This is a genomic window from Nitrosomonas sp. JL21 (assembly GCF_009833095.1).
Taxonomy (GTDB): domain Bacteria; phylum Pseudomonadota; class Gammaproteobacteria; order Burkholderiales; family Nitrosomonadaceae; genus Nitrosomonas.
Genome location: NZ_QRCB01000009.1, coordinates 193,794 through 220,001 on the forward strand (window position 1 = coordinate 193,794; position 26,208 = coordinate 220,001).

A 26,208-nucleotide genomic window follows, 5' to 3' on the forward strand; every position below is an offset into this window, starting at 1 on the left:
AAATTATCCGGCTTCAATTATACATGGCAATTCATTCTGCATATGTGCGGTAATCCATCAAAAAAACTCTGATTCGTCGACTGCATGAGCGAATTTGTTTCGATGCACGATGCACCATTTTCTTGCCTATCGTATTGATAGGTCGAGATTGCTGCGTTCTGTGCACTGACCGCTTCACCTCGTTTGCGGCGTTAATCACTGTTCGTTAGGAAATTCTGAAAAACGGCTGCGCGCGATTTTAGCGCGTTGACATCAAACCCATCATGTTTGATGCCTCGTAAGCTGAGCCTTTTGCTGATCGCGGCTGGCTATTTTTTCAAATTTCCTGGAAGTTCGACCCATTCTGGGGTGAAGCTAGCCGATAAGCCGGGTTCTGTCGTGGACAGTCATTCCTCTAGATGCGCAGTTACCCGCGCATTCAAGCAACCTACCCGCAGGCTCTGCGAGCAACATCATCGCCTGCCTATTTGGTCTTGCTCCGGATGGAGGTTACCGCGTTTCACCGTAACTCAATACGCTCGTCTCTGTGGCCCTGTTCCTCGCCTCGCGGCGGACGGTCGTTAGCCGTCATCCTGCTCTGTGGAGCCCGGACTTTCCTCCCCCGCCGTCCGATTGAACAGCGGCAGCGACTGCCTGGCTAACTTCGCCGGTTATTCTAGCAACATATTCTAGGCTAGGAGGGATATTTAAGGCGTGGTTTCTATTACACCCTTATTTGTGTGGAATAGGTCCATGATTATATTAATTTTTAGAAATGATTGCTTACAGGAATGTTCACAGTCATCTCAGGGTTAGAGGAAAGCACAACTTTCCTGCAGAACAAACAGAAATCTTGTCAACGATCTCTGCGTGTGTCCATGTAGTGCTAATCATGAGAATTCGTTTTGATTCAATAGCGAAAAAATACGTTGTACACAGAGGAGAAACTAACCCGATCAGGAACAGCATTTGGACCGGATCAGTTTTCTATAGTGATGCTGTGATTTATTGCTGGGTGGTTGTTGTTCCTATTGTTTCGGCTGCTTCGATATCAGGGGTTGCTGTATCGGGGTTCACAATGGGCGTTTGGACAATGAGGACGATTGTTTTCATCTCGGTTGCGGTCAGACAGATATTCGGCAATACGCCATGCAATCCGGCGCTCGGAAAGGAAAAACCCGGAACACCGATTTCCCATACCAGATTAAAACGCTGACTGCGTTTCATATCTTCAAATGATTCACGCCAGGTTTCACTCTCCGATCGCAGGCCATAACCCACCCATATTTCACCATCTTCAATGAATTCAGTCACATCGACTGGATTATACGAAATCGAAGTGGGCACGATGGGTTGCAATTTACCGCTGGTATACGACTTAGGCCCGGCATTTTCATGGTTATCATCGATATTCCACCACGAAAAACCATCTGTGAGCCACAGAACATCAGGTTTGCTCTTGAACCGCGCGCCTACGAAAACATCACCGTTCTTGAAATGATCTTCCGGAGAGATGATCACATGATGATCGAGAATGATTTTGTCAAATCCACCGCGTAACGAAGTTTGAGGAAAACAGTATTCCGCAGGGGTTGAAAATTTCGTTATTGCGGTGCTATCTGCTTGAGATAACGAGGCATTGAATAAAAGGATACTGATTAAAAATAACTTACAGGAAAAGTTTTTCATGAAAGATTCTCTTATTAAAGATTAAATATACGAATTCTACGATAAGTTTGGATGTTAACCGGTGTCGCTTGAACTCAGTGAGAATATGATGCGCTTTACTTTCCAGGGTGGCTTTCAGGGAAATTCGCTTGCTTTCCATGTCCTCGATGCATTACGGTATCATTCGGTGTAATCAATGCCCTTATGAACCCTTTCGAGTTGGCTTAGAAATACCGATATTCGTATTCACTGGCATCGTACTGTGCAGCCAGCGACAGTGTGGAAAGCTGAAAAAGACAGCAGCGCGAGAGTTTGCAGAATCAGATGATGCGTGATGCTGGGCGGTGGTTGCATCAATGACTCCATGATCATTCTTTCCTTAAAAAATCAACATTATTGTTGCTTTTGGTATCACTTTATTTGAGGAAATCCTCAGGTAAGAATACAAAGCTTGTGCTTTGAGAAGATATGCTTATATGCTTTTACCCGCGCATTCTGTTTCAAGACCAATAAAAATCAATGCGGCAAATTGCCGCATCAGCCGATCCGAATAGCTTCGGAGTTGACAAAGCCGTACCCATTTTTTCACAGTGACTTATCCCATGCGTATGTTCTGGCTTAATAACAAATTTCTGTTTCCTTTCTTATTGATGTGCCTGTTCATGTTGTTGTCGGGCGTTGCCCATTCGAAAGCTGAGGCTTCAGTGTCGAAGGCGATCAGTGCGGCACGGGCAGCGGTGGATCGCAGCAAAATGGATGATGCCCAGCGCCAAACGGCGATCGACTATTTGGAAGCTGCGCGTGCTGATGAAAAAGAAGTGGAAGCATTGAGTGAACGTTTGATCGAATTGCGCGCCGAATCTGCGGATCAGCCCAAGCGCATGGAGCAATTGCAGAAAGCGCTGGCCGCGAACTACGAACAGGAATTGCTCGAATGGGCCAAACGCTTACCGGCGAATGCCGATGGCGACACGCTGGAGCAGATCCTTGAGCGCGAGCGCACGATGGTGGCGGATTTACGCGCCCAAATCGAAACGGCCGGAGAAGAGCTGGCGTTGATGTTGTCGCGCCCGGTGCAGACCGAAGATGAAATCGCTTCGCTGCATCGCCGCATTGAAGAATTGTCCGCGCCGCTGATGGCGTCCAAGGACGAGCCGGCGGCGCTGCATGAAGCGCGGCGCTTGCGCCGGAGCAGCGAGCAGCGCCGTTTGGAAGCGCTGCTGGAATTGCGCCTGGCGGAGCAGGATACCGCCACGCAGCGCCAGAGCCTGAATGAACTGACGTTGCGCGAATTGCGCTACCGGATGGGATTGCATGAAAAACGGGTCGCGCATTTACAACAACGCATTACCAGCCGTGGCCGGCGTGAATTGGAAGCTCTGGTCGAACAACTGGAAAAGCGTGAGCAGGAGCTGACCGGCAGCCATCTCATTCTTGCTTCCGCAGCGGCGACCAACCGCGTCATCGGGGAAGAGTTGATGCGGCAAAATGAGCATTTGTCGCAAGACCGGGCGGCGTTGGTCAGCAATGAGCAGGCGCGCGAGCGCATTGCCGTGAATTTACAGGACAGCCGCGTCCGGCTGGACATGGGCAGCGCTAATGAACGCGTCGGCCGCTGGTTGTGGAGCGAGCGGCGGCGCTTGAAGCCGGCGGCCAATCTTCAGCAGCGCTTGATAGCACTTCGTGATGATCTGGCTGATTTGCGCTTGGAGCGAGTGATGTTGAACGAACAGCAACGAGATTTGCTCGACATCGGCATGGTGGCCCGCACATTGATGGATGCGCATGCCGAGGAAAATTCGGAGCGCGTCAATGAAAACATCAAGACCCAGTTGCAGCCGTTATTGCAAAAACGGGTGGAATTGTTGTTTTTGCTGGAATCGTTGCTGCAACGGCGTATTTCGGCATTGGAACAAAGTGAGCAGGCTCTGCAGGAGCAGATCAAAATCAGCCGGGAATTGCAGAAGATGCTGGATCGCCGCCTCCTATGGATTCCCGGCCATGGCATCGTCGACAGCGACTGGGTGCAACGATTGCCGGAAGGTGTGCATGACTTGCTCAAGCCGTCGCGCTATTTGACTGTGCTGGCATTGAGCGTGCAGGACTTCCAGCAGCGGCCAGCGCCATGGATCGCCAGCCTATTGCTGGTATTGCTGTTGCTGGAGTTGCGTCGCCGCGCGCCCGGGCGGATTGAAGCGCTGGCGGCGGACACCTACCAGGTTCGCAAAGATAGTTATCAGACCACCGTCAAGGTGTTGATCTGGACTTTTCTGGCTGCTTTGCCCGCGCCTGCAGCGTTCGCGTTGCTGGGACAGCTGTTGCAGGATATCGGCAATCCTGGCCGCTTCAGTCATTCGCTCGGTCAGACCTGCATGCTGATGGTATTGCCATTGCTGGCGGTGCAATTGCTGCGCTGGACCAGCATGGAGCACGGCCTGGGCCATGCACATTTCCGCTGGACGAAGCAACGGCGCAGCGCATTGCGCCGCTGGTTGTCGATCGCGATGATCGTGTTCCCATTATATTTCGTCAGTTCGCTGGCGTTCATCCGCAAGCTGGACTTGGCCATCGATATCCAGGCGCGGCTGGCGCTCGTGCTCAGTTGCGTGATATTGGCGTGGATCCTGTGGCGCCTGCTCGATGTGGGCCGGCTTTGGGTGATTCGCGGCGTCGTCAGCGAACCGTCGTCGTTGCGTAAATTATTGCGAATTCTGCTGCCGTTATCGCTGCTTACGGTGGCTGTATTGGCGCTGACCGGCTATATCTTCTCGGCGGGCATGATTCTGCAGTCGCTGCTAGCCAGTTTCAACGTGATTGTCGTGATTGCGGTCGCGCTCGGTATGCTGGCACGCTGGTTTTTGCTTGGCGAGCGGCGTCTGGCGTTGCGCCGGGTGGAGGAGCGCCGTCAGGCTGCAGCTCAGGCGGCGGAGGAATCCAAGGAAGTGACGCCGGAACCGGATGAAAACATTACGCTGGAGCAGGTCAATACCCAAACGCAGCGGCTGTTGCGCGTGCTGCGCCTTACCATGCTGGCGCTGGGTTTGATCTGGGTATGGGTTGATCTGTTGCCCGCCATTACGCGGCTGGATGAAATCGTCTTGTGGCATTTCAGCGAAACCGGCGCCGATGGCGCCACGGTTCAGCAACCGGTGACCGTCATGGCGTTGCTGCTGGGCCTCGTCACGTTGGCGTTGACTACTGCCGGTGCCCGCAATCTGCCGGGATTGATCGAAATCAGCTTGTTATCGCATATCCGCATCGATGCCGCTTCGCGCTATGCCATTACCAGCGTATTGCGATATGCGATCGTCATTGGCGGTACCTTAGTAGGCCTGAGTTTTCTCGGCATGCGCTGGTCGCAACTGCAGTGGATGGCGGCTGCGTTGACGGTTGGTCTGGGATTTGGCTTGCAGGAAATTTTTGCCAATTTTGTGTCCGGCATCATTTTGCTGTTCGAGCGGCCGTTCAGGGTCGGCGATGTGATCACCGTCGGCGGTTTTTCCGGGCGGGTCACGCGTATCCGTACGCGCGCCACGACCGTTCTGGATTTCGATAACAAGGAAATCGTGATTCCGAATAAAACCTTCATTACCGGTCAGCTGACCAACTGGACATTGACCGACACGATCACCCGGGTCGTGATCAAAGTGGGAGTTGTGTATGGCAGCGATGTGGACGCGGTGCGGTCGGTACTTTTACAAGCGGCCGTCAAAGATCAACGAGTATTGACCGAGCCTGAACCATCGTGCTGGTTTGTCGGGTTTGGCGCCAATGCGCTCGAATTTGAATTGCGGGTATTTGTGAATGCCGTCGGCGATCGGATGGAGGTTCAAAATGCGATCAATACCCGGATTACGGCTTTATTTGCCGAGCGTGGCATCGAGTTTGCGCCACCATCTGCAGCTTGATTCTCATATATGGCCTGCTGCGACGCTTATTGCCCGGGATGCTGGAATACCATCGCGGGCAATAAGCGCCCGCTACCCTAATCCGCGATTGCTTGAGTGGCGCTACCTCCTTTCGAAGAAGTAACCGTCACATGCGCTGGCGGCACGGCAATGCCAGTTAGTATCACTTCATAGCGGCCAACCGCACCGGATTGCGGCATCGGAAAGGTATCGGCTCCGACTCGCAAGGTCAACTCTGGAATTGCGCCGGAATTTAAAGCGATCTTGTCGCTTGAGAGTGCTACCACTCTGAGGGTTTGCGCGGCGGCTGCCCAGGTTGCAAGCTGGATGTCCACTTGATCAACCAGACGGATGTCCTGTGTGGTGCTGAGTCCACCGGCGCTGAGCGCGGTGACCGTGAGTTGCGCCGGCATCGGATTGCTGTTGGCGGCATTCAAGGCGATGCGCTTGAAGAATGTGCTCTCTCCATCGAATACCATCGGGGTGTTTTGATGACTTTGCGGGTTGAGGAGTTTGACGCTCGCATGAGGTGGCGCTTTAGCCCAGGTGTTGATACGCGATGTCGTGACACCGGTGTTGTTGTTGGTGCTGCGAAAATAGCTGACACGCACCGATTCTATGCCGGGCGGTGTATTCGACTCGTCAAAGATCTTGCCTTGCACAGAGAATAAATTGGTTTGCACTGCATTGTTGCCGTTGCCATCCAAGTCGACGCCGGCAGGGCCTTCGATGCGGAAATAGTTGATATTGCAATGACCGCCGACGACTGCATGCTCGATGTTCGGATCACCGACATACCCTGTGGGCGCAGCGGGAGCAATGGCTGGATCCCATATCAGGAAGGGGCCGACTTCGCCGCTGAGCATGGTTTCAAACGGTGTACCGCCGCCGATATCGCGCGTGACGTTAATGGCTTTGGTTCCAGCCGTGGCTTGATAGACTTCGGGCAGACAGCCGGTGGCTTCATTGAGGAAGGGATGCCAGATTTTATATTCTCCATCGGCTGGCACATCGGCCCGCAAACGGATGCGGCCAAACGCGAACTGATCGTTCGGTGCCGGATCTCCAGCGCCATAGGCAGCCTCCAATCCCAGCACCAAAATCGCTTGTCCGCCGCCGGCAAGATCCAAACGGGCGTCCGCTGCCCACCAGAACGCTTCGGCTCCAAAACCAGTAGCTTGAGACGTGGGATTGCCAGGTATCACCGGATCGTAAAAGCACATGCCAGTAGCGCCATCGCCGTCCAAGCATAACTGCAAGGTGACGCCGTTGGCATCGGAAAACCACGTCGGGAAGTGATTGATGGGGTGGATCAATCCCTTGCCGGTCAGCGCCGATTGGGCCGATGGAATGTTGAGGCCGAGCAATGATGCCGCTACTGCGGTAGTGATAAGGAATCTTTTGCTGATGCGCGAAGCTGATGCTTGAATGTCAGAGAATTTCATATTGATCACCTCGTAAATTGTGAAAAAGTCATGTGCCGTTGTTACGATGTACGCGACTGCGAAAAAGGGGAGATCAATCCTGAAAATCAATTACCCAAGAAAACTCTGAAAAAAACAGCAAGCGGCGGTCAGACTGGGCGAAGCGGTTCAACGTCCATAATTTTCGGGAGTCAATGAACATTTTGAGCCCGATTTCAACGCAATCTGACGACCGAGGGCGGTAGTTTTTTTCAGAGTTTCTTGATGCTGCGTGCAAGACAACTCCCCCGTAAGAAGAATGAAATAGGGGGGCTGATAAGTAAAGTGGGAATTTTCTGCAAATCGCCTAAGGCTTTACTTAAAAAAACATAGGCTTTGATTTATCCTCAGAAACAATGGCCGGAGCCATTGGAGAAGGAGTGTTCTATTATTTGACCAGCATGGCGTTGATTTGAATCAAGGCATCCTCATCCAGTTCGCCTGCTTCCGCGCTCAGTCGCAGCCGTGCCATGAGGTAGGCGTGATACGCCTTGGCCAAATCGCGCTTGGCGGCGTACAGTTGTTGCTGGGCGTTCAGCACGTCGACTTCGGTGCGCACGCCGACTTGCTGTCCCAGCATGGTGGAATCGACTTGGCTCTGAATCGATTTCAGCGCTTGCGTCAGAGCCTTGACCTGAGCGATGCCGTTGGTGACGTTCAGGAATTGCTGACGAATCTGCAGCGTGATGGTGCGTCGGGTGGTTTCCAGATCATTCAATGCGCGTTCTTGCAATGCCAGCGCTTCGCGAACTCGGGACTGCACCGAAAAACCCTGGAACAGCGGCACATTGAGCTGAAGGCCGATGGATTTCGATACCAAATCAATGCCGCGCCCGGTGATCGCGCCGCCGACACCGGTCTGGTCGCTGTATTGCGCCACTAGATCAAGAGTCGGATAATGCTGCGCTCCGGCCCGCTTGACATCCTGCTGCGCCATCTCATACGCGGCTTTCTGAATTTTAAGGGTGAAGTTCTGTTCTTCGGCCACTTTCACCCATTCATCCATGCTGCCATAGCGCAGATTGTTCAAATCGGATGCAATTTCCTTCGCACCGGTCAGTGCGCCCGGGAAACGATCAATGATGCCTTGCAATGAGCGTTTGCGGATTTCCAGCGCATTCAGCGCAGCAATTTCCTGCGACAGCGTCAAATCATGCCGGGCCTGGGCTTCATTGGTATCTACGATGGTCGCTACGCCGACTTCGAAGTTGCGCTTGGCTTGCTCCAGTTGAATTAGAATGGCTTTTTTTTGCGCCTCCGCGACCTCGATGTCGATCTGAGCGTCGAGCACATCAAAATAGGCTTGCGCCACGCGCAGAATCAAATCCTGCGCGGCGAGGACGAATTGCGCATCGGCTCGGCTGACTTCGATCTTGGATTGTTGATAAATGACGATATTTTCCATGCGGAAAATGGGTTGCGTGGCAGAAAGAGTGACCCCGCGGCTTTGAATCGTGACTTCTGGAGGATTAGTCCTGCCCACGCCGGTCACGAAAATACTGTTGGGATCGACTTGCTGAACCGTTCTCGATGCCGACAACGTGATGTTCGGCAGAAAGCCGGCCCTGCCTTGCACCACTTTTTCCTGGGAAGCCTGATGTGCTGCGCGAGCCGACCGATATTGCGTATCTTGCGTCAAGGCCTCCTGATAGATGGTCATGAGGTCGGCTGCGCGCAGAACCGGAGCGCAAACCATGCCGACCACGGCAGCCAAAACGATGAACAAAAATTTCATAGGGTTTCCGATAGCAATTCAGACCTCAGTGAAGCCGAAGCGAAACACCGATCGCTGTATCGAAAAAATCGCGCAAAGTTTGAATACTCAAAAATTGAACCGTGTCGGCTGCAATGCATTGATCAGTGGCGCTGTCACCGTTTCAAACAACGTCTTGGCGGTAAATTCGCCGGGCGCAACGCAAGTGATCAGTTGGGCTTCCATGACGGGATCTTCGCCGACGATCGCAAATAACCGTCCGCCGGGATTCAGGCTGTGTTGAAACGCGTCAGGCAGAACCGGCGTCGATGCCGTCAGCACGATCACGTCATAGGGTGCATGATGCGACCAACCACGCGCGGCATCGCCTTGCTCAACGGTGACATTGGTGATGTGATGCGTGCTCAGATTGTGTTCTGCCATGGCTTTGAGTTCAGGAATGATTTCAACGCTATGCACGTGTGCGCCTCGTTCAGCCAGAAGCGCCGTCATATATCCGGTGCCGCTGCCGACTTCGAGGATTTTGTCTGTTTTTTTGACATGGAGTTCCTGCAGGATGCGCGCCTCCATTTTCGGCGTCAGCATCACTTGGCCATGGCCCAGTGGAATTTCCATATCCACAAAGGCCATTGCAAGGTATTCGGCAGGCACAAATTCTTCGCGTTTTATTTTGTATAGCAAGTCCAGCACATCGTCGTCCAGTACATACCACGTGCGAATCTGCTGTGCCACCATATTAAACCGTGTTTGTTCAATATTCATTTCTTTCCAGTCCGTATTTCTTATTAAGGTAAGACTTGCAATTATTTCACATTTCCATTAGCTTCACAGCATCAGCTAGGGGTCCGTTTTCAGAACACAATGATCTGAGAGTTTTAAGCATCTCCTTTGAGAGTTGCTTGATTGGTGAGAAAGTCCCTTACTACCTGACGCGGATAATGCCGCCGTAGGGAAGCTGGGGTTCATCCTCCCGCTCTTTATGGCATTTACTTAAGGAGCAACCATAATTATGAGTATTTCAGCTTTAAACCAAAAAAGTTTTTCCAATAGCACCGCTGAAGTCGATGCGGCTGCCGTTAAACCATTACCGAATTCACGCAAGATCTACGTGCAGGGTTCGCGTCCCGACATGCAGGTGCCGATGCGCGAAATTTCTCAGACCGACACGCATACCAGTTCGGGTGGCGAAAAGAATCCGCCGATCTGGGTGTACGATACGTCCGGGCCTTATACCGATCCGGCGGCAAACATCGATATCCGTTCCGGCTTGCAGGCGTTGCGTGAACAATGGATCGATGAGCGTCAGGATACTGAACGATTAGCCAGTCATAATTCCGCATACAGCCAAGCGCGCTTGAACGATCCGAAACTGGCCGACATGCGCTTCAATTTGCAGCGTTTGCCACGCCGCGCCAAATCCGGCTTGAATGTCACGCAGATGCATTATGCGCGCCGCGGCATCATTACGCCGGAAATGGAATACATCGCCATCCGCGAAAATCAGCGCGTGGAAGGATTTGGCATGCAACAGCATGAACTGTTGACGCGCCAGCATCCGGGGCAGGATTTCGGCGCGGCGCTGCCGAAAACGATCACGCCGGAATTCGTGCGTGACGAAGTGGCGCGCGGACGTGCGATCATCCCGGCCAACATCAATCATCCTGAATCGGAACCGATGATCATCGGGCGCAATTTTTTGGTGAAAATCAACGCCAACATCGGCAATTCCGCGCTCGGGTCGAGCATCCAGGAAGAAGTGGAGAAAATGACCTGGGCGATCCGCTGGGGCGGCGATACGGTGATGGATTTATCCACTGGCAAGAACATCCATGAAACGCGCGAATGGATCATCCGCAACAGTCCGGTACCGATTGGCACCGTGCCGATTTATCAAGCCCTGGAGAAAGTCGATGGCAAATCGGAAGAACTGACCTGGGAAATCTTCCGCGACACACTGATCGAGCAAGCTGAACAGGGCGTGGATTACTTCACGATACACGCCGGCGTGCGTCTCGCGTACGTGCCGATGACGGCGAAGCGCATGACCGGCATCGTGTCGCGTGGCGGCTCGATCATGGCGAAATGGTGTCTGGCGCATCACCAGGAAAGTTTCCTGTACACGCATTTCGAGGACATCTGCGAGATTATGAAGGCGTACGATGTCAGTTTTTCGCTCGGCGATGGTCTGCGTCCCGGCTCGATCTACGACGCCAATGACGAAGCGCAGTTCGCCGAACTGAAAACCCTCGGTGAACTGACGAAAATTGCGTGGAAACATGATGTTCAGACCATGATCGAAGGCCCGGGCCATGTGCCGATGCACCTGATCAAGGAAAACATGGAATTGCAGTTGAAACATTGCGACGAAGCGCCTTTCTACACCTTGGGGCCGCTGACTACCGACATTGCACCGGGTTACGATCACATCACGTCGGCGATCGGTGCGGCGATGATCGGCTGGTACGGCACGGCGATGCTGTGTTACGTGACACCGAAGGAACACCTCGGGTTGCCGGACAAAGACGACGTCAAGGACGGCATCATCACTTACAAAATTGCGGCGCATGCCGCCGATCTGGCGAAAGGCCATCCCGGCGCACAGATCCGCGATAATGCGTTGTCCAAGGCGCGCTTCGAGTTCCGCTGGGAGGATCAGTTCAACCTGAGTCTCGATCCCGATAAGGCACAGCAATTCCACGACGAAACCCTGCCGCAGGAAGGCGCCAAGGTGGCGCATTTCTGTTCGATGTGCGGCCCGCATTTCTGCTCGATGAAAATCACTCAGGACGTGCGCGACTATGCTGCCAATCAAGGTGTTGCAGAAGCTGACGCATTGTCTGTGGGCATGGCGCAGAAATCGGCGGAATTCAAGGAGAAAGGCGCGGAGATTTACAGCAAGCTATAATTGTCCATCTGATCACTACTCAAGCAAACGCCGATGGATTTAATTTTACTGTTGAAAGCGCTGATCCTGGGCGTTGTCGAAGGGTTGACCGAGTTTTTACCCGTTTCCTCCACCGGCCATTTGATTCTGGTCGGGGATTTGCTGGATTTCAATGACGAGCGCGGCATGGTGTTTACCATTGCAATCCAGTTGGGCGCCATTCTGGCGGTATGCTGGGAATACCGCGGTAAGATTGCCGAAGTCATACGCGGCATTGGTTCCAGCCCTGCCGCCAACCGCTTTGTCATCAACCTGCTGATTGCGTTTCTACCGGCGGCAGTGATGGGACTGTTGTTCATCAAAACCATCAAGCTCTACCTGTTTCACCCGGTGCCGGTGGCGCTGGCGCTGATCATCGGCGGCCTGCTGATTTTATGGGCCGAGCGCCGACAGCATGTCATCGACGTCGAGCAGGTCGATGACATGGACTGGAAACACGCGCTGAAAGTCGGTCTGGCGCAATGCCTGGCACTGATTCCGGGCACGTCGCGCTCCGGCGCTACGATCATCGGCGGTCTGTTTTTCGGGCTGTCGCGCAAGGCGGCCACGGAGTTTTCATTTTTCCTGGCGATCCCGATCATGTTCGCCGCGACATTTTACGATGTCTACAAGCACCGCGAGTTTTTGCATGCAGACGATCTGGGCATGTTTGCGGTCGGCTTCGTTTCCGCCTTTTTGAGCGCTCTACTGGCCGTACGCGGTCTGCTGCGCTTCATCAGCCAGCACGATTTCACGGTGTTTGCGTGGTATCGCATCGTGTTTGGCATCATCATTCTTGTGACCGCCTATACCGGTATCATCGCCTGGTCGGAAGTTTGAAATGGAATAACGTCCTGGCGGAGCGGGTTTACAGAAATTCCTCTCGCTCTTGATGATGCCTGGCGCGACTCATGTGGCGCTTCTTCAATAAAAAGGCTCTAAATGCGCCTTTTCTCCATTTGAGAAATGTCGAAACCTCAGTTAGTTCAACTATCTCAAAGCCTTGTTGCACTCTTCTCAGAGAACTTACATTTTTCCTACAACCTAAGAATATAGGTTTATTTATCGTTATTGTATAGAGCAGCGGTATCACAGCGACAGCGTTGTTGGAGTAACGACGCAGTCGATTATTGCTGCGGTTTTATGATCGACATGCAATTCATCATGACATTAAGCAGCAGAGCGAGTACTGATATTGATCGGCATTTAAAGGGAATGAAGTGGCAGCGAATGAATCGGATTGCACCCGACATTAATTGATCGATTTGATAAAAGATACGAAAGGAGAATGATGATGTTGAACAACATGTCCATTAAGTCTCGGTTGATAGTGATGATTATATTTTTCTCTCTATTGCTGACGGGTATCGGGACTTTTGGTATTTCAGGATTGAGTCAAAGCAATGATGCATTCAAAGGCGCCATCCCACTGGGAGATTTGGGTCTCATCGTTGATCGCATGCAGCGTGCGCGTCTGAATGCTGTCATATCGGCTTATGGAAGAAATGGCGAAATCGTGAAGCAGCGGCAAACATTGAACGAGCAAAGAGATGTCGAGATCGCAATGACATGGAAGGTGTATCTGGCGAATACGCTAACTGCTGAAGAAAAAAACTGGCGGATGATTTCGGGCAACAATGGAAAGCCTATATTGAAGAGCGTGATCGAACCATGGTAATGGCTGCATCGGGAGAATTTGATCAGGCCATCAAAAATGCCACGGTTGTCGCAACACCCAAATTTGAGGTTGCGCATGCTACGTTATTCAAACTGCTGGAGCTGCGGCGCGAGACGGCTAACAAAGACTATGCGAATGCCGAGAGCGATTACCAGAAAACGCTCAGTATCACGATAGCGGCGGTGATATCGGGAGTGTTATTGGCGATGCTGATCGGATACTTACTGGTGCGAGCCATAGTCGGGCCGCTGAATAAAGCGATTGACGCGGCCAATAGGGTAGCTTCGGGCGATTTGACGGGTCAGATTAACGTGGATTCCACCAATGAAATGGGCCGTTTATTGCAAGCCCTCAAAGCCATGAACGAGAATTTACTGGATCTGGTCGGTAAAGTACGCCACAGCACTGAATCGATCACCACGGCATCGAGCGAAATCGCGTCGGGCAATTCGGATTTAAGCCAACGCACCGAAGAGCAAGCCTCCAGCCTGGAAGAAACTGCTTCATCGATGGAACAACTGACCTCGACCGTGCGGCAAAATGCGGACAATGCCCGGCAAGCGAATCAACTGGCCGTCGGCGCATCCGAAGTTGCGATGAAAGGTGGAACGGTGGTAGGACAAGTGGTGCAAACGATGAGCTCGATCAATGACAGTTCGAAGAAAATCGTCGAGATCATTGCTGTCATCGACGGCATTGCATTTCAAACCAATATCCTGGCGCTGAATGCAGCAGTGGAAGCAGCTCGCGCTGGCGAGCAAGGCAAAGGTTTCGCGGTAGTAGCGACTGAAGTGCGCACCCTGGCGCAACGTTCGGCGGCAGCAGCCAAGGAAATCAAAGAATTGATCAATGATTCGGTGGCAAAAGTCGATGAAGGCACCAAGCTGGTGGATAAAGCAGGCTTGACCATGGACGAAATCGTCATGGCAGTCAAACGTGTAACCGATATCATGAGTGAAATTTCAGCCGCATCACAAGAACAAAGCTCGGGGATTGATCAAATCAATCTAGCGGTCACGCAAATGGACGAAGCAACGCAGCAGAACGCTGCGTTGGTGGAACAAGCATCTGCTGCGGCAGAATCGATGAAGGAGCAAGCCCATATTTTGACGACAGCTGTCAGCGTATTCAAATTCAACGACCAAGCTGAAAATATCGCTTCTACACTGGCAGCGAAAAAACCATCCACCGCCACCTTGGCCAAGCTGCCGACTCGCCGGTCGGCCCTTAAAAGAGAAGGTGCTGAAAACAATGCGAATGCTGTAGCGGAAAAATCTGTTTCAACACCCCGTAAAGCAGCTACCGCTGGCGGTAGCGATTGGGAAGAGTTTTAACAAACAGACACTCCGACACTAATTTTCAGGGTCTTCACAACCTAAATCCTGGCGATACCGGAGAACACTCCGATATCGCTTTGTTTGAGAAATAGGTTATTGAATTGCGGATGGGAGCATCAAGGCGAGAATGCGGCAATTTGCCGCATTGACGCGATCCATCGATCCGATAAGCTCTCTTTGATGGAATCATAAAAGGTTTATATGTATGATTCTAATCTTCCTACAATTAATAACTTATAAGAGGAGAATCACGTGATCAACCATCAACCATCAACTATGAATAAGCTGTCGATGGCAAAAATGTTGTTCATCGGCCTGCTGGCGGCATTCCTCTGCAGTCATAGCGTGTTCGCGCAGACCCTCATGAAGGATTCTTACATCATTCTGTTCCAGAAGGATGCAGGATTGGTCGATCCGCCCAATCCTGCGAATGCGGGCAATGTTCCTTTCGGTGAAACGACTTCCGGGCAGACCAAGGAAGAGCTCATAGCAACACTAGGATTGAATGGCGTCATTGTTGCGATTTTGGAAACCATGAATGGCATCGTCGTCAGGATGAATGAGCAGGAAGCTCAGAGATGGCGCAATGATGCCCGGGTTCAGTTGGTTGAGCAGGATAGGGAAACCACAATCGCTGAGGCTGCGTCTGAGGATCCAGTCGATTTTCCAGTCTATCGCAATGGCACCTTGACCGTGCCCCGCGTCGATACCGATGAACAGATCGGGTTATTTCAGAATGGGGTGTTTCAGTATGATGGCTCGATCGATGCCTGGCGGTTGCAGGATTACAAATTAACACCCGTAGCTGATATTTTCCTACTGGAAAATGACGGTGTCGAATTAATCATTAAAGAATCATTGCCGGCTCAGGTTTTTTTGAAGGTAAAAGGCAGTTTTCCCAGCCCTTGCGGAAAAATAGACCGAATCAATCATCGTCTCAAGGATAATCGTTTTGAAGTCGTCATCACAGTTGGAAGCACGGTATCAGACGTGGCACTTTGTGCAGCGGTCGTAACGCCGTTTGAAACCGTGGTGCCATTGCCTGTCTATGGCTTGCCTGCCGGAACATATAGTTACATCGTCAATGGCAAGATGACTGGCAGCTTTGAACTGAAGAGCGACAATCAGATATAGACGCATCAAGCTAGCGTATCAGCGTTCAACAAAAAAGCTTCCGGTGGAATCGGGAGCTTTTTTCTTTCTTGGGCACGTCACGACGCCCTTCTCTTGTATCAAGCGCATAGTTTCTCCTTGGATTTTTTTATCGCACGCAGAAGAGATAAGGCGCGCGGTTGACGCTGCATATATCTTTCTGTACATTCATTTCAAGATGCAGCCTTTTTTCCACTCTAAAACTTTAAATCAAATGATTCATCACGTTAGCGGCGACATTCTTTTATCCAAAGCACAAGCCATCGCGCATGGCGTGGCTCCGAATGATCCTTTTTCCAGTGGCTTGGCATTGAGCTTGCGGGAGCAGTGGCCGGCCATGTACAAGGATTTCCGGCATTTTTGCCAGACTACCCATCCCAAGGTCGGAAGCGCCTGGGTCTGGGGCGGCGCCGAAGGCGCGCGCATCATTAATTTGTTTACGCAGGAGGCAGCGCCGGATCACGCATCCAAGCCGGGAAAAGCGACTGTCGAGCACGTGAATCATGCGTTGCGGGAATTGCGCCGGTTGATGGACGCTGAAAAATTTCACAGCCTGGCGCTGCCGCGCCTGGCCACGGGCGTGGGGGGATTGAATTGGGAGGAAGTCAGTCCGCTGGTCAACAAGCATTTGGCGGATTTGAGCGTTCCCGTGTATGTCTACGTCACATTCCAGAAAGGCATGGCTGCACACGAGCCTGCTTAACGGTTCGAATAATCGACATGGGCCAGGAAATCCACCAGACGCAGTTCAATGATCAGGTTTTCGCGGAATATCAGCGCCGGCTTCGAGCGGAAACCGAACTACTGGGCGCTCAGCTTGCAGAAGGGTATTTTTCGCGCAAAGGTGAAATCGGCGGTTATGAGCTCGAATCCTGGCTGGTGGATCACAATTACTTTCCGTCGCCGATCAATCAGCGGTTTCTCGATCGCCTGAACAATCCGCTCGTGGTGCATGAGCTTTCGCGCTTCAATGTCGAGCTGAACGGTGCGCCCCAGCCGCTCAAAGGCAACGCTCTAACCGCCATGTCGCTTGAATTGAACCGGAATTGGCAGGCGTGCCAGGACGTGGCGCATGGCATGGACAGCGTATTGATGATGATCGGTATCCTGCCGACCGTGCGGCAATCCGATCTGTGCCTGGCCAACATGTCCGACCTCAAGCGCTACCGGGCGCTGAATGAGCAAGTGCTGAAGCGGCGCTGCGGCCAGCCGCTGCATATCTGCATCCACGGCCGGGAACATCTCGACCTCGATCATCCGGATGTGATGTTGGAAGCGGCCACAACGTCATTTCAGGTTCATCTGCAGAGCGCCCAAGACAAGGCGGTGCGGTATTTCAACGCTTCGATCATCGCTGCTGGGCCATTGATTGCCGCAGCGGGGAATTCGCCGTTATTATTTGGCGCTGACCTATGGGATGAAACTCGTGTTCCCTTATTTGAACAATCGGTTGAAGTGGGCGATCCGCCGCAGCAGGAACATCACCGGGTGAGTTTTGGCTGTGGCTATGCTCAAGAATCGCTGTTCGAATGCTTTGCAGAAAATCTGGCCCATCATGCCGTACTGCTGCCCATTTTGATGGATGCGCCATCGCAACAATTTGCTCATCTTCGCTTGCACAACGGCACCATCTGGCGCTGGATCCGGCCGCTTGTCGGCTTCGATCCGGATGGCACGCCGCACTTGCGCATCGAGCAGCGCGTATTGCCCGCCGGGCCAACGATTGCCGATATGATCGCGAATGCCGCGCTGTTTTTTGGTGTCGCTCGATATCTCTCCGATTTGCCGGATGCGCCGGAGTCGGTTTTTAGTTTTGACGACGCCCGCGACAATTTTTATCGTGCTGCACGGCGCGGGCTGCAATCGCAGCTTGCCTGGCTCGATGGCAGCACCGTCGAAGCGCGTACGCTGTTACTGGAAGAAATGATTCCGATGGCGCGGCAAGGTTTGACCGCCCTGGGAATCGATAAAGGCGATATCGACCTGAATCTCGGCATTCTGGAATGCCGGATCAAATGCGGCCAGACGGGTGCGGCATGGCAGCGCGCCTACCGTGACAAGCACCAGTGCGATAATCTGCACCTTGTGGCCGCATATCTCGAGCGGCAGCGCAGCAATGCGCCGGTGCATGAATGGGAAGTGTGAATATGCTGACGGAATGGGATCATCTGCCGGAAAAATTTTTACATGTCGAAGCCAGCGAATTACATGCCATCCTCCCCGGCCCGGCGTTGATACATTTACCGGGCAGGCGAGAGGCGCCGCTGTTCGTGTCGATCCTGCTGCATGGCAATGAAGATACCGGTCTGAAGGCAATGCAGGCCGTGCTGAAGAAATATCAGCAGCAGCTGCTGCCGCGTGCGTTGTCACTGTTTGTCGGCAATATCGAAGCCGCGCGCGCGGGTATGCGCCGACTGCAAGGTCAAGTGGATTTCAATCGCGTCTGGCCCAGCGACGAGGATGCCCCGATCACGGAGGAGCACCGCATGATGCAAGCCGTGACTGATATCATGGCAAAGCGCGGCGTGTTCGCCAGCATCGACATTCATAACAATACCGGTTTGAATCCGCACTATGCGTGCATCAATCGGTTGGAGGAACCGTTTCTGCATCTGGCCACGATGTTTTCGCGCATCGTCGTGTATTTCACCCATCCCAAGGGCGTTCAGTCGGAAGCATTCGCGCAACTTTGCCCGGCGGTTACATTGGAATGCGGCAAGCCCGGCGGCATGGGCGGCGTCGAGCACGCGGCGTCGTTTGTCGAGGGTGCGTTGCATTTATCGGATTTTCCGACCCATCCGGTGGCGAGCCAGGATTTGGAGCTCTTCCAGTCGGTGGCGGTCGTCAAGGTGCCGGATACGGTCAGTTTGAGCGTTGGGGATCCATCCACGGATCTTTGCTTGATCGAGCAGATCGACCACTACAATTTTCGCCTGCTGGAACCAGGAACGCAATTGGGAACGATTGCGAACGCTTGCCCTGCGCCCCTGCATGTTCATAACGGCGCGGATGTGGACGTGAGCGGCCAATACTTTGAAAACCGTGACGGCCAATTGCTGACCACGCGGCGCGTGATGCCCGCCATGCTGACGCGCGATATCCGCATCATACGCCAGGATTGCCTGTGCTATTTGATGGAGCGCCTCGACCGGCCATTTTGACGCTTGAAGTTACTCAGAGCGATAAGCTTAGCTCTGTATCCACGGCAACCCAGCCGCTTTCCAACCGGAAGCCTTGCCGCGCTGGCCACTTTCATCTCGGTCACCTTCGAATCCTTCGAGAACGTTGTAACAATCGGTAAATCCGCTTTGCGTTGCCATGATCGCGGCTTGATTCGAGCGCGAGCCGCTGCGGCAAATGAACAGCACAGGCAAGGCGTTATCCACTTGCCCGGCTAATTGGTTGAGAAAGCCGGGATTGGGCTGCATGCCGGGGTAGGAACGCAGTTCAATTTCGGTCGCGCCGGGAATGCGGCCGACCCAATCCAGTTCGGCGCGCGAGCGTACATCTACTAGCTGCGCCCGAATCGATTCTTGCAGCAGGTGATAGGCTTCGATCGGAAGCAATGCTCCTTTATACGGGAGTTCCAGTTCTTCAGCGCGCTGCCGTGCTTTTTCCAATATTTCTGTCGTTGTGTCCATAGGGTCACCCGGGTGAGGTTATTAATAATGGTGGATCGATTGCCTTTATAATAGGGCATTTCCGATCGTGTGCCCACGCTTGTTTCTATTATAGTCTGTCATGGAAAAAATCCGCTTATCCAAATTGATGTCCGAACAGGGAATATGTTCGCGCCGCGAAGCCGATCGTTTCATCGAGCTTGGTTGGGTATTCGTCGATGGCGAACGGATTTCCGAGCTCGGCACCAAAATTTTTCCGACCCAAAAAATCACGTTGAATAAAGCGGCGCAGGCGCAACAAACGCAGCAGGTGACAATATTGCTCAACAAACCGGTCGGTTATGTGTCCGGACAACCGGAGCCCGGGTATCAACCGGCTATCGTGCTGATCAAGCCGGATAGACAATTTATGCCGCCACACTCAAGTAAGCGTTTTCAGCCCGCGCATCTGAAAAATTTGGCTCCCGCCGGAAGATTGGACATCGATTCTCAAGGGTTATTGGTGCTGACGCAGGATGGCCGGATCGCCAAGCAATTGATCGGCGAGGATTCACGTATAGAAAAAGAATATTTGGTGCGGGTCATGGGGGATCTGCCGCCCGCCAAATTGGCGCTGCTGAATCATGGCCTGAGCCTGGATGGTCAGGCATTGAAACCGGCGCAAGTGAGCTGGCAAAATCGCGATCAATTGCGCTTTATCCTGCATGAGGGCAAAAAACGCCAGATCCGTCGCATGTGCGAGCTGGTCAATCTGGGAGTGATGGGATTGAAGCGCGTGCGTATCGGCAAAGTGAAATTGGGTAATTTACCGGAAGGGCAATGGCGCTATCTGGAGGATGGCGAGCGCTTCTGATTGTTTTTAACAACGATAGGGGTCGCTGCATGCATCAACATGTGCGAATCGTGCTTAACATCCCGACTTATCAACTGCTGCATTACTATCGAGGTGAAATCGATACCGTGGCGGCGACGACCACCGATGGCCGTGTCATTCATTTTCCCGCCAATATCCTGCGCTCCGTGGTGCACAGCGATGGCGTCTATGGCACATTTGAATTGATTTTTGATGAAAATCATCAATTTGTTTCGATCAATCGTATCGTTGACTAGCTCGCTACGAGCCGATGACTTGCAATCTTTCATTGCCAGGCGGGGTGAGTTAAACTCGTCATCCGGCAATTTTTATCATCCAATCACAATACAGATAATCCCATGGCTCAATACGTAATGTCGATGCTCCGCGTGAGCAAAATGGTTCCTCCGAAGCGTCAGATCATCAAGGATATATCGCTCAGTTTCTTCCCCGGCGCAAAAATCGGCCTGCTTGGGCTGAACGGTTCCGGAAAATCCACAGTGCTGCGCATCATGGCGGGTGCGGACAAGGAATTTGACGGCGAAGTGCAGCGCTTGCCGAATATCCGCATCGGTTACCTGCCCCAGGAACCGGAACTGAATCCCGAGCATACCGTGCGACAGGAAGTCGAGGAGGGCATGGGTGAAGTGATGCAGGCGCAAAAAAAACTCGAGGAAGTGTATGCGGCTTACGCCGAAGAAGGCGCGGATTTCGATGCGCTCGCGGAAGAGCAAGCGCGGCTGGAAGCGATTATCGCCACCGCTGGCAGCGATACCGAGCACCAGATGGAAATCGCTGCCGACGCATTGCGGTTGCCGTCGTGGGATGCGACGATCAGCCACTTATCCGGCGGGGAAAAACGCCGTGTGGCATTGTGCAAATTACTACTCGAGAAACCGGATATGCTGCTGCTGGATGAGCCGACCAACCATTTGGACGCAGAATCCGTGGATTGGCTGGAACAGTTCCTGGTGCGTTTTCCCGGCACCGTGGTGGCGGTGACGCACGATCGCTACTTCCTCGACAACGCTGCCGAGTGGATCCTGGAGCTCGATCGCGGTCACGGCATTCCGTGGAAGGGCAATTACTCGAGTTGGCTCGAGCAGAAAGAAGCGCGGCTCGAGCAGGAAAACAAGCAGATCGATGCGCATATGAAAGCGATGAAGCAGGAATTGGAATGGGTGCGGCAAAATCCGAAGGGACGCCAAGCTAAATCGAAGGCCCGTATTGCCCGTTTCGAGGAGCTCAATTCGCAGGAATACCAGAAACGCAATGAAACCCAGGAAATTTTCATTCCGATCGGCGAGCGGCTCGGTAATGAAGTGATCGAGTTCAACGGTGTGTCCAAATCGTTTGGTGACCGGCTGTTGATTGACAATCTGAGCTTCAAAATTCCCGCGGGGGCGATCGTCGGCATCATCGGGCCGAATGGCGCCGGTAAATCGACATTGTTCAAGCTGATCACCGGCAGGGAACAGCCTGATGCCGGCAACGTCAAGATCGGTCCGACGGTCAAGATCGCGCATGTCGACCAGGCGCGCGACACATTGGAAAACGATAAAACGGTATTCGACGCCATCTCCGGCGGCAACGACAATCTGGTGGTCGGCAAATACACGACGCCGGCGCGGGCGTATTTGGGTCGTTTCAACTTCAAGGGCGGCGATCAGCAGAAAATCATCGGTCAGCTCTCCGGCGGTGAGCGCGGCCGGTTGCATCTGGCGCAGACACTGATCGCAGGCGGCAATGTGCTGCTGCTTGACGAGCCTTCGAATGACCTCGACGTCGAAACGCTGCGTGCATTGGAAGATGCGCTGCTCGAATTTGCTGGCTGCGTGTTGGTGATCTCGCACGACCGCTGGTTCCTCGACCGCATCGCCACGCATATTCTGGCCGCCGAAGGCGACTCGCAATGGACCTTCTTCAACGGCAATTACCAAGAATATGAAGCCGACAAGAAAAAACGCCTGGGCGAAGAAGGCGCCAAACCGAAACGGATACGGTATAAGCCGATTAGCAGGTGACTATAAAATTCCTTCCGCAAGGGATAAGTATCCAACTATCAGCCAGTTTTTCGGGATTGTGATCCAAATATTCTGGCGGGAACTGCTCCGCGCACATTCCCATGCGCTGTATGCCGAGCATGAAGCGTTGACAAAGGTAGTTTGCCGAAACGAGCATTGGCGTTAGTGCTGGAATGGGCAGTACAGCATCGGATCAAATTGATGGAGGATTGGGATCTATGTCAACAAAAACAGCTAACCAAGAGCATTGCGCCTCTGGAGTAATTGCTGCAGCGTCTTGGCGTATTCGTTCAGCGACTGTACTGCCTGACTATCGTCTTTCTGTGACTTGTAATGACGGAACCACAGGTTTGGTCGATTTGTCGCAACTCATTTTCAGCGAAAATCCGGGTATATTCGATGCACTGAAGGATGAGCAATATTTCAATCAAGTTCGCATCGAAATGGGTGCGCTCACATGGTCGAACGGTGCCGATTTAAACCCAGCTTGGCTGCATGACGAGATTGAGAAAAATGGAACTTGGTGTATTCCAGTGTGATTCGCAAAATCTGACCCGTTAGGAACGTGCAGCTATGACATTGAATCAAATTCTTGAGATTGCCAAAGAGCTTAGCACATGGATTCATACGCACATTAGAAAGGCAGAATACCCAAAAAATCCTGGATTAGCTCTTTTTCAACAGTCACAAGATATTTGTGATGCTATAACTATTTTAATCAAAGAAAATTTACCAGGCCCAGCTTGGGCTTTGGCTCGTCCGATGGTGGATACCTATGTGCACGGGTTGTGGTTACTCAATCATGCGTCGGATGAGAAAGTCAACGAGTTTCTTGCTGAAAATAAGCTGCCTAAATTTAATGAGCTTCTGAAAGCCATTGGAAATGATGAAGAGACGGGTGGAGCATGGATACACAAAATTTGTGAACTTAATCGCAAGGATTTTCATGACCTTACACATGGAGGAATTGAGCATGTCTTACGAAGAATCACTGATGACTCAATTGAACCGAATTATCCAGAAGATGAGCAAATCAGGTTAATGCATATTCAAATTGAAATACAGTTTGCCATTGGTGCCCATCTCCTTGCTTTAACGAATAATCAAGCGGGAATAGAAAAGCTTGAAGGGATGGCGCAGCAATATGGAACAGTAGCTTGGTATTAAGGTTGACCTCATAAGTTCACATGCTAAACTTGCTGTACTTAATTCTGTACCAACAGAGGTATTTTCATGGATGCAATCAGTTATACGACAGCCCGTGCCAATTTGGCCAAAACAATGGAACGGGTTTGTAACGATCACTCACCTGTTATTATTACGCGCAAACGGGAAGCACCCGTTGTCATGATTTCTCTTGAGGATTACCAGGCAATGGAGGAAACCGCGTACTTACTTCGTTCGCCTGCTAATGCACGGCAGCTATTGGAATCAATTGCCGAACTTGAAGCAGGAAAAGGTATTACGCGAAAGCTGAGTGAATGAATCTGATTTTTTCTCCCCCTGCTTGGGATGATTATCTTTATTGGCAAAAAACAGATAAATCCACAGTAAAAAGAATTCATAGTCTAATCAAGGCAATTCAGCAAACGCCTTTTGAAGGGATTGGTAAACCGGAGCCGCTGAAGCATGGTTTGTCGGGTTATTGGTCAAGGCGTATTAATGATGAACATCGAATTGTTTATAAGGTGAACGGCAACGATCTGTTCATCGCTCAACTTCGATACCATTACTGAAAATGTCAATTCATTGTTCTTTAGTCTCGTAATTCATAAAATAGTACAACAAAATCATTGCTCTATCTTTAATCAGCTTAGCGCGATAATCCCCCCCTGAAATGACCATCGAGCTGCCGAATTTTTCAGTGGTCCAGTTGTGATTGATGAATTCGAATTCCTGATCCCGGTAATTCAGCCAGGCAAGCTGGGATTTTTTTAAGGCCTGCTGCGATTCCTCAGGCAAGTGAGCCATTAATTGGCGATAGGCGGCGTTAAGCTCGTTATCCAGAAATTTCTCGTAGGCGGCATAGGCCGTCACATATTGCTGTGTCGTGTGCGCTGTCTGCTGAATATTGCGTTCGTAGGGTTGGGCGCGTTTTAGGAAATCGCCGACATAATCCGGTGCGTCAGGATTGTCTATCGCTTGAGTGGACAGGCTAAAGCATAGCAATAAACCGGTCAGCGCGATAAGATGCAGTGCTCGGGCTAACCGGATGCGGATGTTGAAGTCATTACCAATGCGCATAGACATTTTTGGAGTAGATGTTCCATTCCGCGTTGCGCCGCTTGTTCAAACCTTCCATGACCTTGCCCTGGGATCTATTCCAGGATTTCCAGGCGGCTTCGAGGTTGGGATATTTTGTCAATGCGGCGGGGTTGTTGACGAGTTTCAGGACTGATGAAGTTGCGAAATTGCCCAGTCCGATATTGAATGCCAATATGACCAGCGCATCGAATTGATTCTGCATGAGGGATGCGGAGACTTTGGCGTTCACGCCGTCGACGAAAGGCTCCAAGTCTTCAAGGAACAAGGTTTTTGCTTGTTCCTGAGTGATGCCCTTTCGATAACCGGCGCCGAACTCATTCCATTCTTGCAGGCTGATCAGGTGACCATAGCCTATGGTCGCGCCGGTTACCCAATCGGTAATCTCATCGCCATTCTGGTCGTCATAGGGTTCGCTTCTGAACGATTCGATCGACATCAGAAGATCAATTCCTTGGTCACTCATTTGATGGTTGGACATAGCCTCCTCCTTTTACTGACATTTGAGTTGCGCCATTCTGGTTAGAATTCTACGCCACTGTCACGTCATTCGATAAATAGACATCCTGGATGGCGTTCAGTAATTTGATCCCATCCGCAAATGGCTTTTGGAAAGCCTTGCGGCCGGAGATCAGGCCCATGCCGCCGGCGCGTTTGTTGATGACCGCGGTTCGAACGGCCTGGTGCATATCATCGCTGCCTGATTCGCCGCCGGAATTGATCATGCCAATGCGGCCCATGTAACAATTTGCCACTTGATAACGCACGAGATCGATGGGGTGGTCGGTGGTCAGTTCGCTATAGACTTTCGGATGGGTCTTGCCGAATTTGAGCGCGGTATAACCGCCGTTATTGACGGCCATTTTTTGCTTGACGATATCCGCGCCGATGGTGACGGCCAGATGATTGGCCTGGCCGGTCAGGTCGGCGCTGACATGGTAATCCTTGTCGGCCGTCTTGAATGCGCTGTTGCGGGTATACGCCCATAGAATCGTGGCCATGCCCAGATTATGCGCGTGTTCGAATGCTTCGGTGACTTCCTGGATCTGCCGGCGCGATTGCTCGGAGCCAAAGAAAACGGTCGCACCGACCGCGCAGGCGCCCATATCGAAGGCTTGGTCGACGCTGGCAAAAATGGTTTGATCGTATTGATTGGGATAGGTCAGCAATTCGTTGTGATTGATCTTCAGTATCATCGGAATTTTGTGCGCGTAGCGCCGCGATACGATGCCCAGCACGCCCAGGGTCGACGCGACGCCATTGCATCCGCCTTCGATCGCAAGTTCGAGAATCTGTTTGGGATCGAAGAACATCGGATTGGGCGCAAACGAGGCGCCGGCCGAATGCTCCACGCCCTGATCCACTGGGAGCAAGGATAAATAACCGCTTCCGGCCAAGCGCCCATGATCGTATAGCGCCTGCAAATTGCGCAGCACGCTCGGCTTTCGGTCGCTTAATGCCATGACCCGATCGATGAAATCCGGGCCGGGCAATTGAAAATGATCCTTCGGTATCGTTTTGCAAACATGGTTGAGCAGCACATCGCTTTCGTCGCCTAACATCTTTGAAATATCTGTCATGGTGTACTCCTTGTGTGCGGAATGCGCATCCGTTATGAGTGAAATGA

General features: G+C 52.2%; 24 protein-coding genes, 1 other RNA gene, 1 pseudogene and 1 riboswitch. Of the genes and pseudogenes, 17 read left to right on the top strand and 9 right to left on the bottom strand.

What is annotated here, in order from left to right; translation table 11 throughout:
- Window positions 1-346: 346 nt before the first annotated feature.
- Both rnpB and ABF87_RS04580 read right to left on the bottom strand, forming a co-directional pair.
- An RNA gene (rnpB, locus tag ABF87_RS04575) (RNase P RNA component class A) lies at window positions 347-645 on the bottom strand.
- A 339-nt stretch (window positions 646-984) separates the two neighbouring features.
- Window positions 985-1,668, bottom strand: coding sequence for a hypothetical protein (locus ABF87_RS04580; RefSeq protein WP_160827945.1), 684 nt, complete (start codon window positions 1,666-1,668; stop codon window positions 985-987).
- 581 nt (window positions 1,669-2,249) lie between these two features.
- On the opposite strand from ABF87_RS04580, the gene ABF87_RS04585 reads away from it, so the two are divergent.
- Entirely contained in the window at window positions 2,250-5,555 is a 3,306-nt protein-coding gene (locus ABF87_RS04585; RefSeq protein WP_240143513.1) for a mechanosensitive ion channel domain-containing protein, read from the top strand.
- Window positions 5,556-5,632: 77 nt separating this feature from the next.
- Here ABF87_RS04585 and ABF87_RS04590 read toward each other — a convergent pair whose 3' ends face one another.
- The 3 genes from ABF87_RS04590 to ABF87_RS04600 all read right to left on the bottom strand — a co-directional run bounded on the left by ABF87_RS04590 (window position 5,633) and on the right by ABF87_RS04600 (window position 9,494).
- Entirely contained in the window at window positions 5,633-7,000 is a 1,368-nt protein-coding gene (locus ABF87_RS04590) for a hypothetical protein (protein WP_160827946.1), read from the bottom strand.
- Between the two features lie 406 nt (window positions 7,001-7,406).
- Window positions 7,407-8,753, bottom strand: a complete 1,347-nt coding sequence (locus tag ABF87_RS04595) for a TolC family outer membrane protein (RefSeq protein WP_160827947.1) — start codon at window positions 8,751-8,753, stop codon at window positions 7,407-7,409.
- A gap of 87 nt (window positions 8,754-8,840) precedes the next feature.
- Complete coding sequence (locus tag ABF87_RS04600; protein WP_160827948.1) at window positions 8,841-9,494, bottom strand: protein-L-isoaspartate O-methyltransferase; 654 nt, start codon at window positions 9,492-9,494, stop codon at window positions 8,841-8,843.
- A gap of 67 nt (window positions 9,495-9,561) precedes the next feature.
- A riboswitch (TPP riboswitch) is annotated at window positions 9,562-9,702 on the top strand.
- Between the two features lie 39 nt (window positions 9,703-9,741).
- Between ABF87_RS04600 and thiC the strand changes: the two genes are divergently transcribed.
- The 8 genes and pseudogenes from thiC to ABF87_RS04635 all read left to right on the top strand — a co-directional run bounded on the left by thiC (window position 9,742) and on the right by ABF87_RS04635 (window position 18,983).
- Window positions 9,742-11,637 carry a phosphomethylpyrimidine synthase ThiC gene (thiC, locus tag ABF87_RS04605; protein WP_160827949.1) on the top strand — a complete coding sequence of 632 codons (1,896 nt, stop codon included), beginning with the start codon at window positions 9,742-9,744 and terminating at the stop codon, window positions 11,635-11,637.
- Between the two features lie 33 nt (window positions 11,638-11,670).
- Entirely contained in the window at window positions 11,671-12,495 is an 825-nt protein-coding gene (locus ABF87_RS04610) for an undecaprenyl-diphosphate phosphatase (RefSeq protein ID WP_160827950.1), read from the top strand.
- A 493-nt stretch (window positions 12,496-12,988) separates the two neighbouring features.
- Window positions 12,989-13,425: pseudogene (locus tag ABF87_RS14720) on the top strand (MCP four helix bundle domain-containing protein); the annotation flags it as partial.
- A gap of 9 nt (window positions 13,426-13,434) precedes the next feature.
- Window positions 13,435-14,667, top strand: a complete 1,233-nt coding sequence (locus ABF87_RS04615; RefSeq protein WP_345789876.1) for a methyl-accepting chemotaxis protein — start codon at window positions 13,435-13,437, stop codon at window positions 14,665-14,667.
- A gap of 255 nt (window positions 14,668-14,922) precedes the next feature.
- Window positions 14,923-15,804, top strand: coding sequence for a hypothetical protein (locus tag ABF87_RS04620; RefSeq protein WP_160827951.1), 882 nt, complete (start codon window positions 14,923-14,925; stop codon window positions 15,802-15,804).
- 232 nt (window positions 15,805-16,036) lie between these two features.
- Window positions 16,037-16,525, top strand: a complete 489-nt coding sequence (locus tag ABF87_RS04625) for a macro domain-containing protein (RefSeq protein ID WP_160827952.1) — start codon at window positions 16,037-16,039, stop codon at window positions 16,523-16,525.
- Window positions 16,526-16,542: 17 nt separating this feature from the next.
- Complete coding sequence (locus tag ABF87_RS04630) at window positions 16,543-17,967, top strand: glutamate--cysteine ligase (RefSeq protein WP_160827953.1); 1,425 nt, start codon at window positions 16,543-16,545, stop codon at window positions 17,965-17,967.
- Window positions 17,968-17,969: 2 nt separating this feature from the next.
- On the top strand, window positions 17,970-18,983 hold the full coding sequence (locus ABF87_RS04635) for a M14 family metallopeptidase (protein WP_160827990.1): 1,014 nt from the start codon (window positions 17,970-17,972) through the stop codon (window positions 18,981-18,983).
- A gap of 27 nt (window positions 18,984-19,010) precedes the next feature.
- Here the strand turns inward: ABF87_RS04635 and ABF87_RS04640 are convergent, their stop codons facing one another.
- Complete coding sequence (locus ABF87_RS04640) at window positions 19,011-19,463, bottom strand: rhodanese-like domain-containing protein (RefSeq protein WP_160827954.1); 453 nt, start codon at window positions 19,461-19,463, stop codon at window positions 19,011-19,013.
- Between the two features lie 100 nt (window positions 19,464-19,563).
- On the opposite strand from ABF87_RS04640, the gene ABF87_RS04645 reads away from it, so the two are divergent.
- From ABF87_RS04645 to ABF87_RS04680, 8 genes are all read left to right on the top strand, one after another.
- Window positions 19,564-20,295: a pseudouridine synthase gene (locus tag ABF87_RS04645; protein WP_160827955.1), complete on the top strand. Its 732-nt coding sequence runs from the start codon at window positions 19,564-19,566 to the stop codon at window positions 20,293-20,295.
- Window positions 20,296-20,324: 29 nt separating this feature from the next.
- On the top strand, window positions 20,325-20,552 hold the full coding sequence (locus ABF87_RS04650; RefSeq protein WP_160827956.1) for a DUF2835 family protein: 228 nt from the start codon (window positions 20,325-20,327) through the stop codon (window positions 20,550-20,552).
- Window positions 20,553-20,654: 102 nt separating this feature from the next.
- Window positions 20,655-22,319 (top strand): energy-dependent translational throttle protein EttA, encoded by a 1,665-nt coding sequence (gene ettA / locus ABF87_RS04655; protein ID WP_160827957.1) that lies wholly within the window; start codon window positions 20,655-20,657, stop codon window positions 22,317-22,319.
- 165 nt (window positions 22,320-22,484) lie between these two features.
- Entirely contained in the window at window positions 22,485-22,583 is a 99-nt protein-coding gene (locus tag ABF87_RS15245; protein WP_345789877.1) for a hypothetical protein, read from the top strand.
- Window positions 22,538-22,858, top strand: a complete 321-nt coding sequence (locus ABF87_RS04665; RefSeq protein WP_160827958.1) for a DUF2442 domain-containing protein — start codon at window positions 22,538-22,540, stop codon at window positions 22,856-22,858. The genes ABF87_RS15245 and ABF87_RS04665 overlap by 46 nt, the downstream gene beginning before the upstream one ends.
- A 34-nt stretch (window positions 22,859-22,892) precedes the next feature.
- Window positions 22,893-23,486: a DUF5677 domain-containing protein gene (locus tag ABF87_RS04670; protein ID WP_160827959.1), complete on the top strand. Its 594-nt coding sequence runs from the start codon at window positions 22,893-22,895 to the stop codon at window positions 23,484-23,486.
- A gap of 66 nt (window positions 23,487-23,552) precedes the next feature.
- Entirely contained in the window at window positions 23,553-23,804 is a 252-nt protein-coding gene (locus ABF87_RS04675; RefSeq protein ID WP_160827960.1) for a type II toxin-antitoxin system prevent-host-death family antitoxin, read from the top strand.
- Window positions 23,801-24,055 (top strand): Txe/YoeB family addiction module toxin, encoded by a 255-nt coding sequence (locus tag ABF87_RS04680; protein WP_160827961.1) that lies wholly within the window; start codon window positions 23,801-23,803, stop codon window positions 24,053-24,055. The genes ABF87_RS04675 and ABF87_RS04680 overlap by 4 nt, the downstream gene beginning before the upstream one ends.
- Before the next feature lie 10 nt (window positions 24,056-24,065).
- Here ABF87_RS04680 and ABF87_RS04685 read toward each other — a convergent pair whose 3' ends face one another.
- The 3 genes from ABF87_RS04685 to ABF87_RS04695 are packed head-to-tail and all read right to left on the bottom strand — an operon-like array spanning window position 24,066 to window position 26,161.
- On the bottom strand, window positions 24,066-24,569 hold the full coding sequence (locus ABF87_RS04685; RefSeq protein ID WP_160827962.1) for a lysozyme inhibitor LprI family protein: 504 nt from the start codon (window positions 24,567-24,569) through the stop codon (window positions 24,066-24,068).
- Window positions 24,550-25,062 (bottom strand): lysozyme, encoded by a 513-nt coding sequence (locus ABF87_RS04690; protein ID WP_160827963.1) that lies wholly within the window; start codon window positions 25,060-25,062, stop codon window positions 24,550-24,552. Before ABF87_RS04690 ends, ABF87_RS04685 begins: the two co-directional genes overlap by 20 nt.
- Before the next feature lie 49 nt (window positions 25,063-25,111).
- Entirely contained in the window at window positions 25,112-26,161 is a 1,050-nt protein-coding gene (locus ABF87_RS04695; RefSeq protein WP_160827964.1) for a class I fructose-bisphosphate aldolase, read from the bottom strand.
- Window positions 26,162-26,208: the final 47 nt, after the last annotated feature.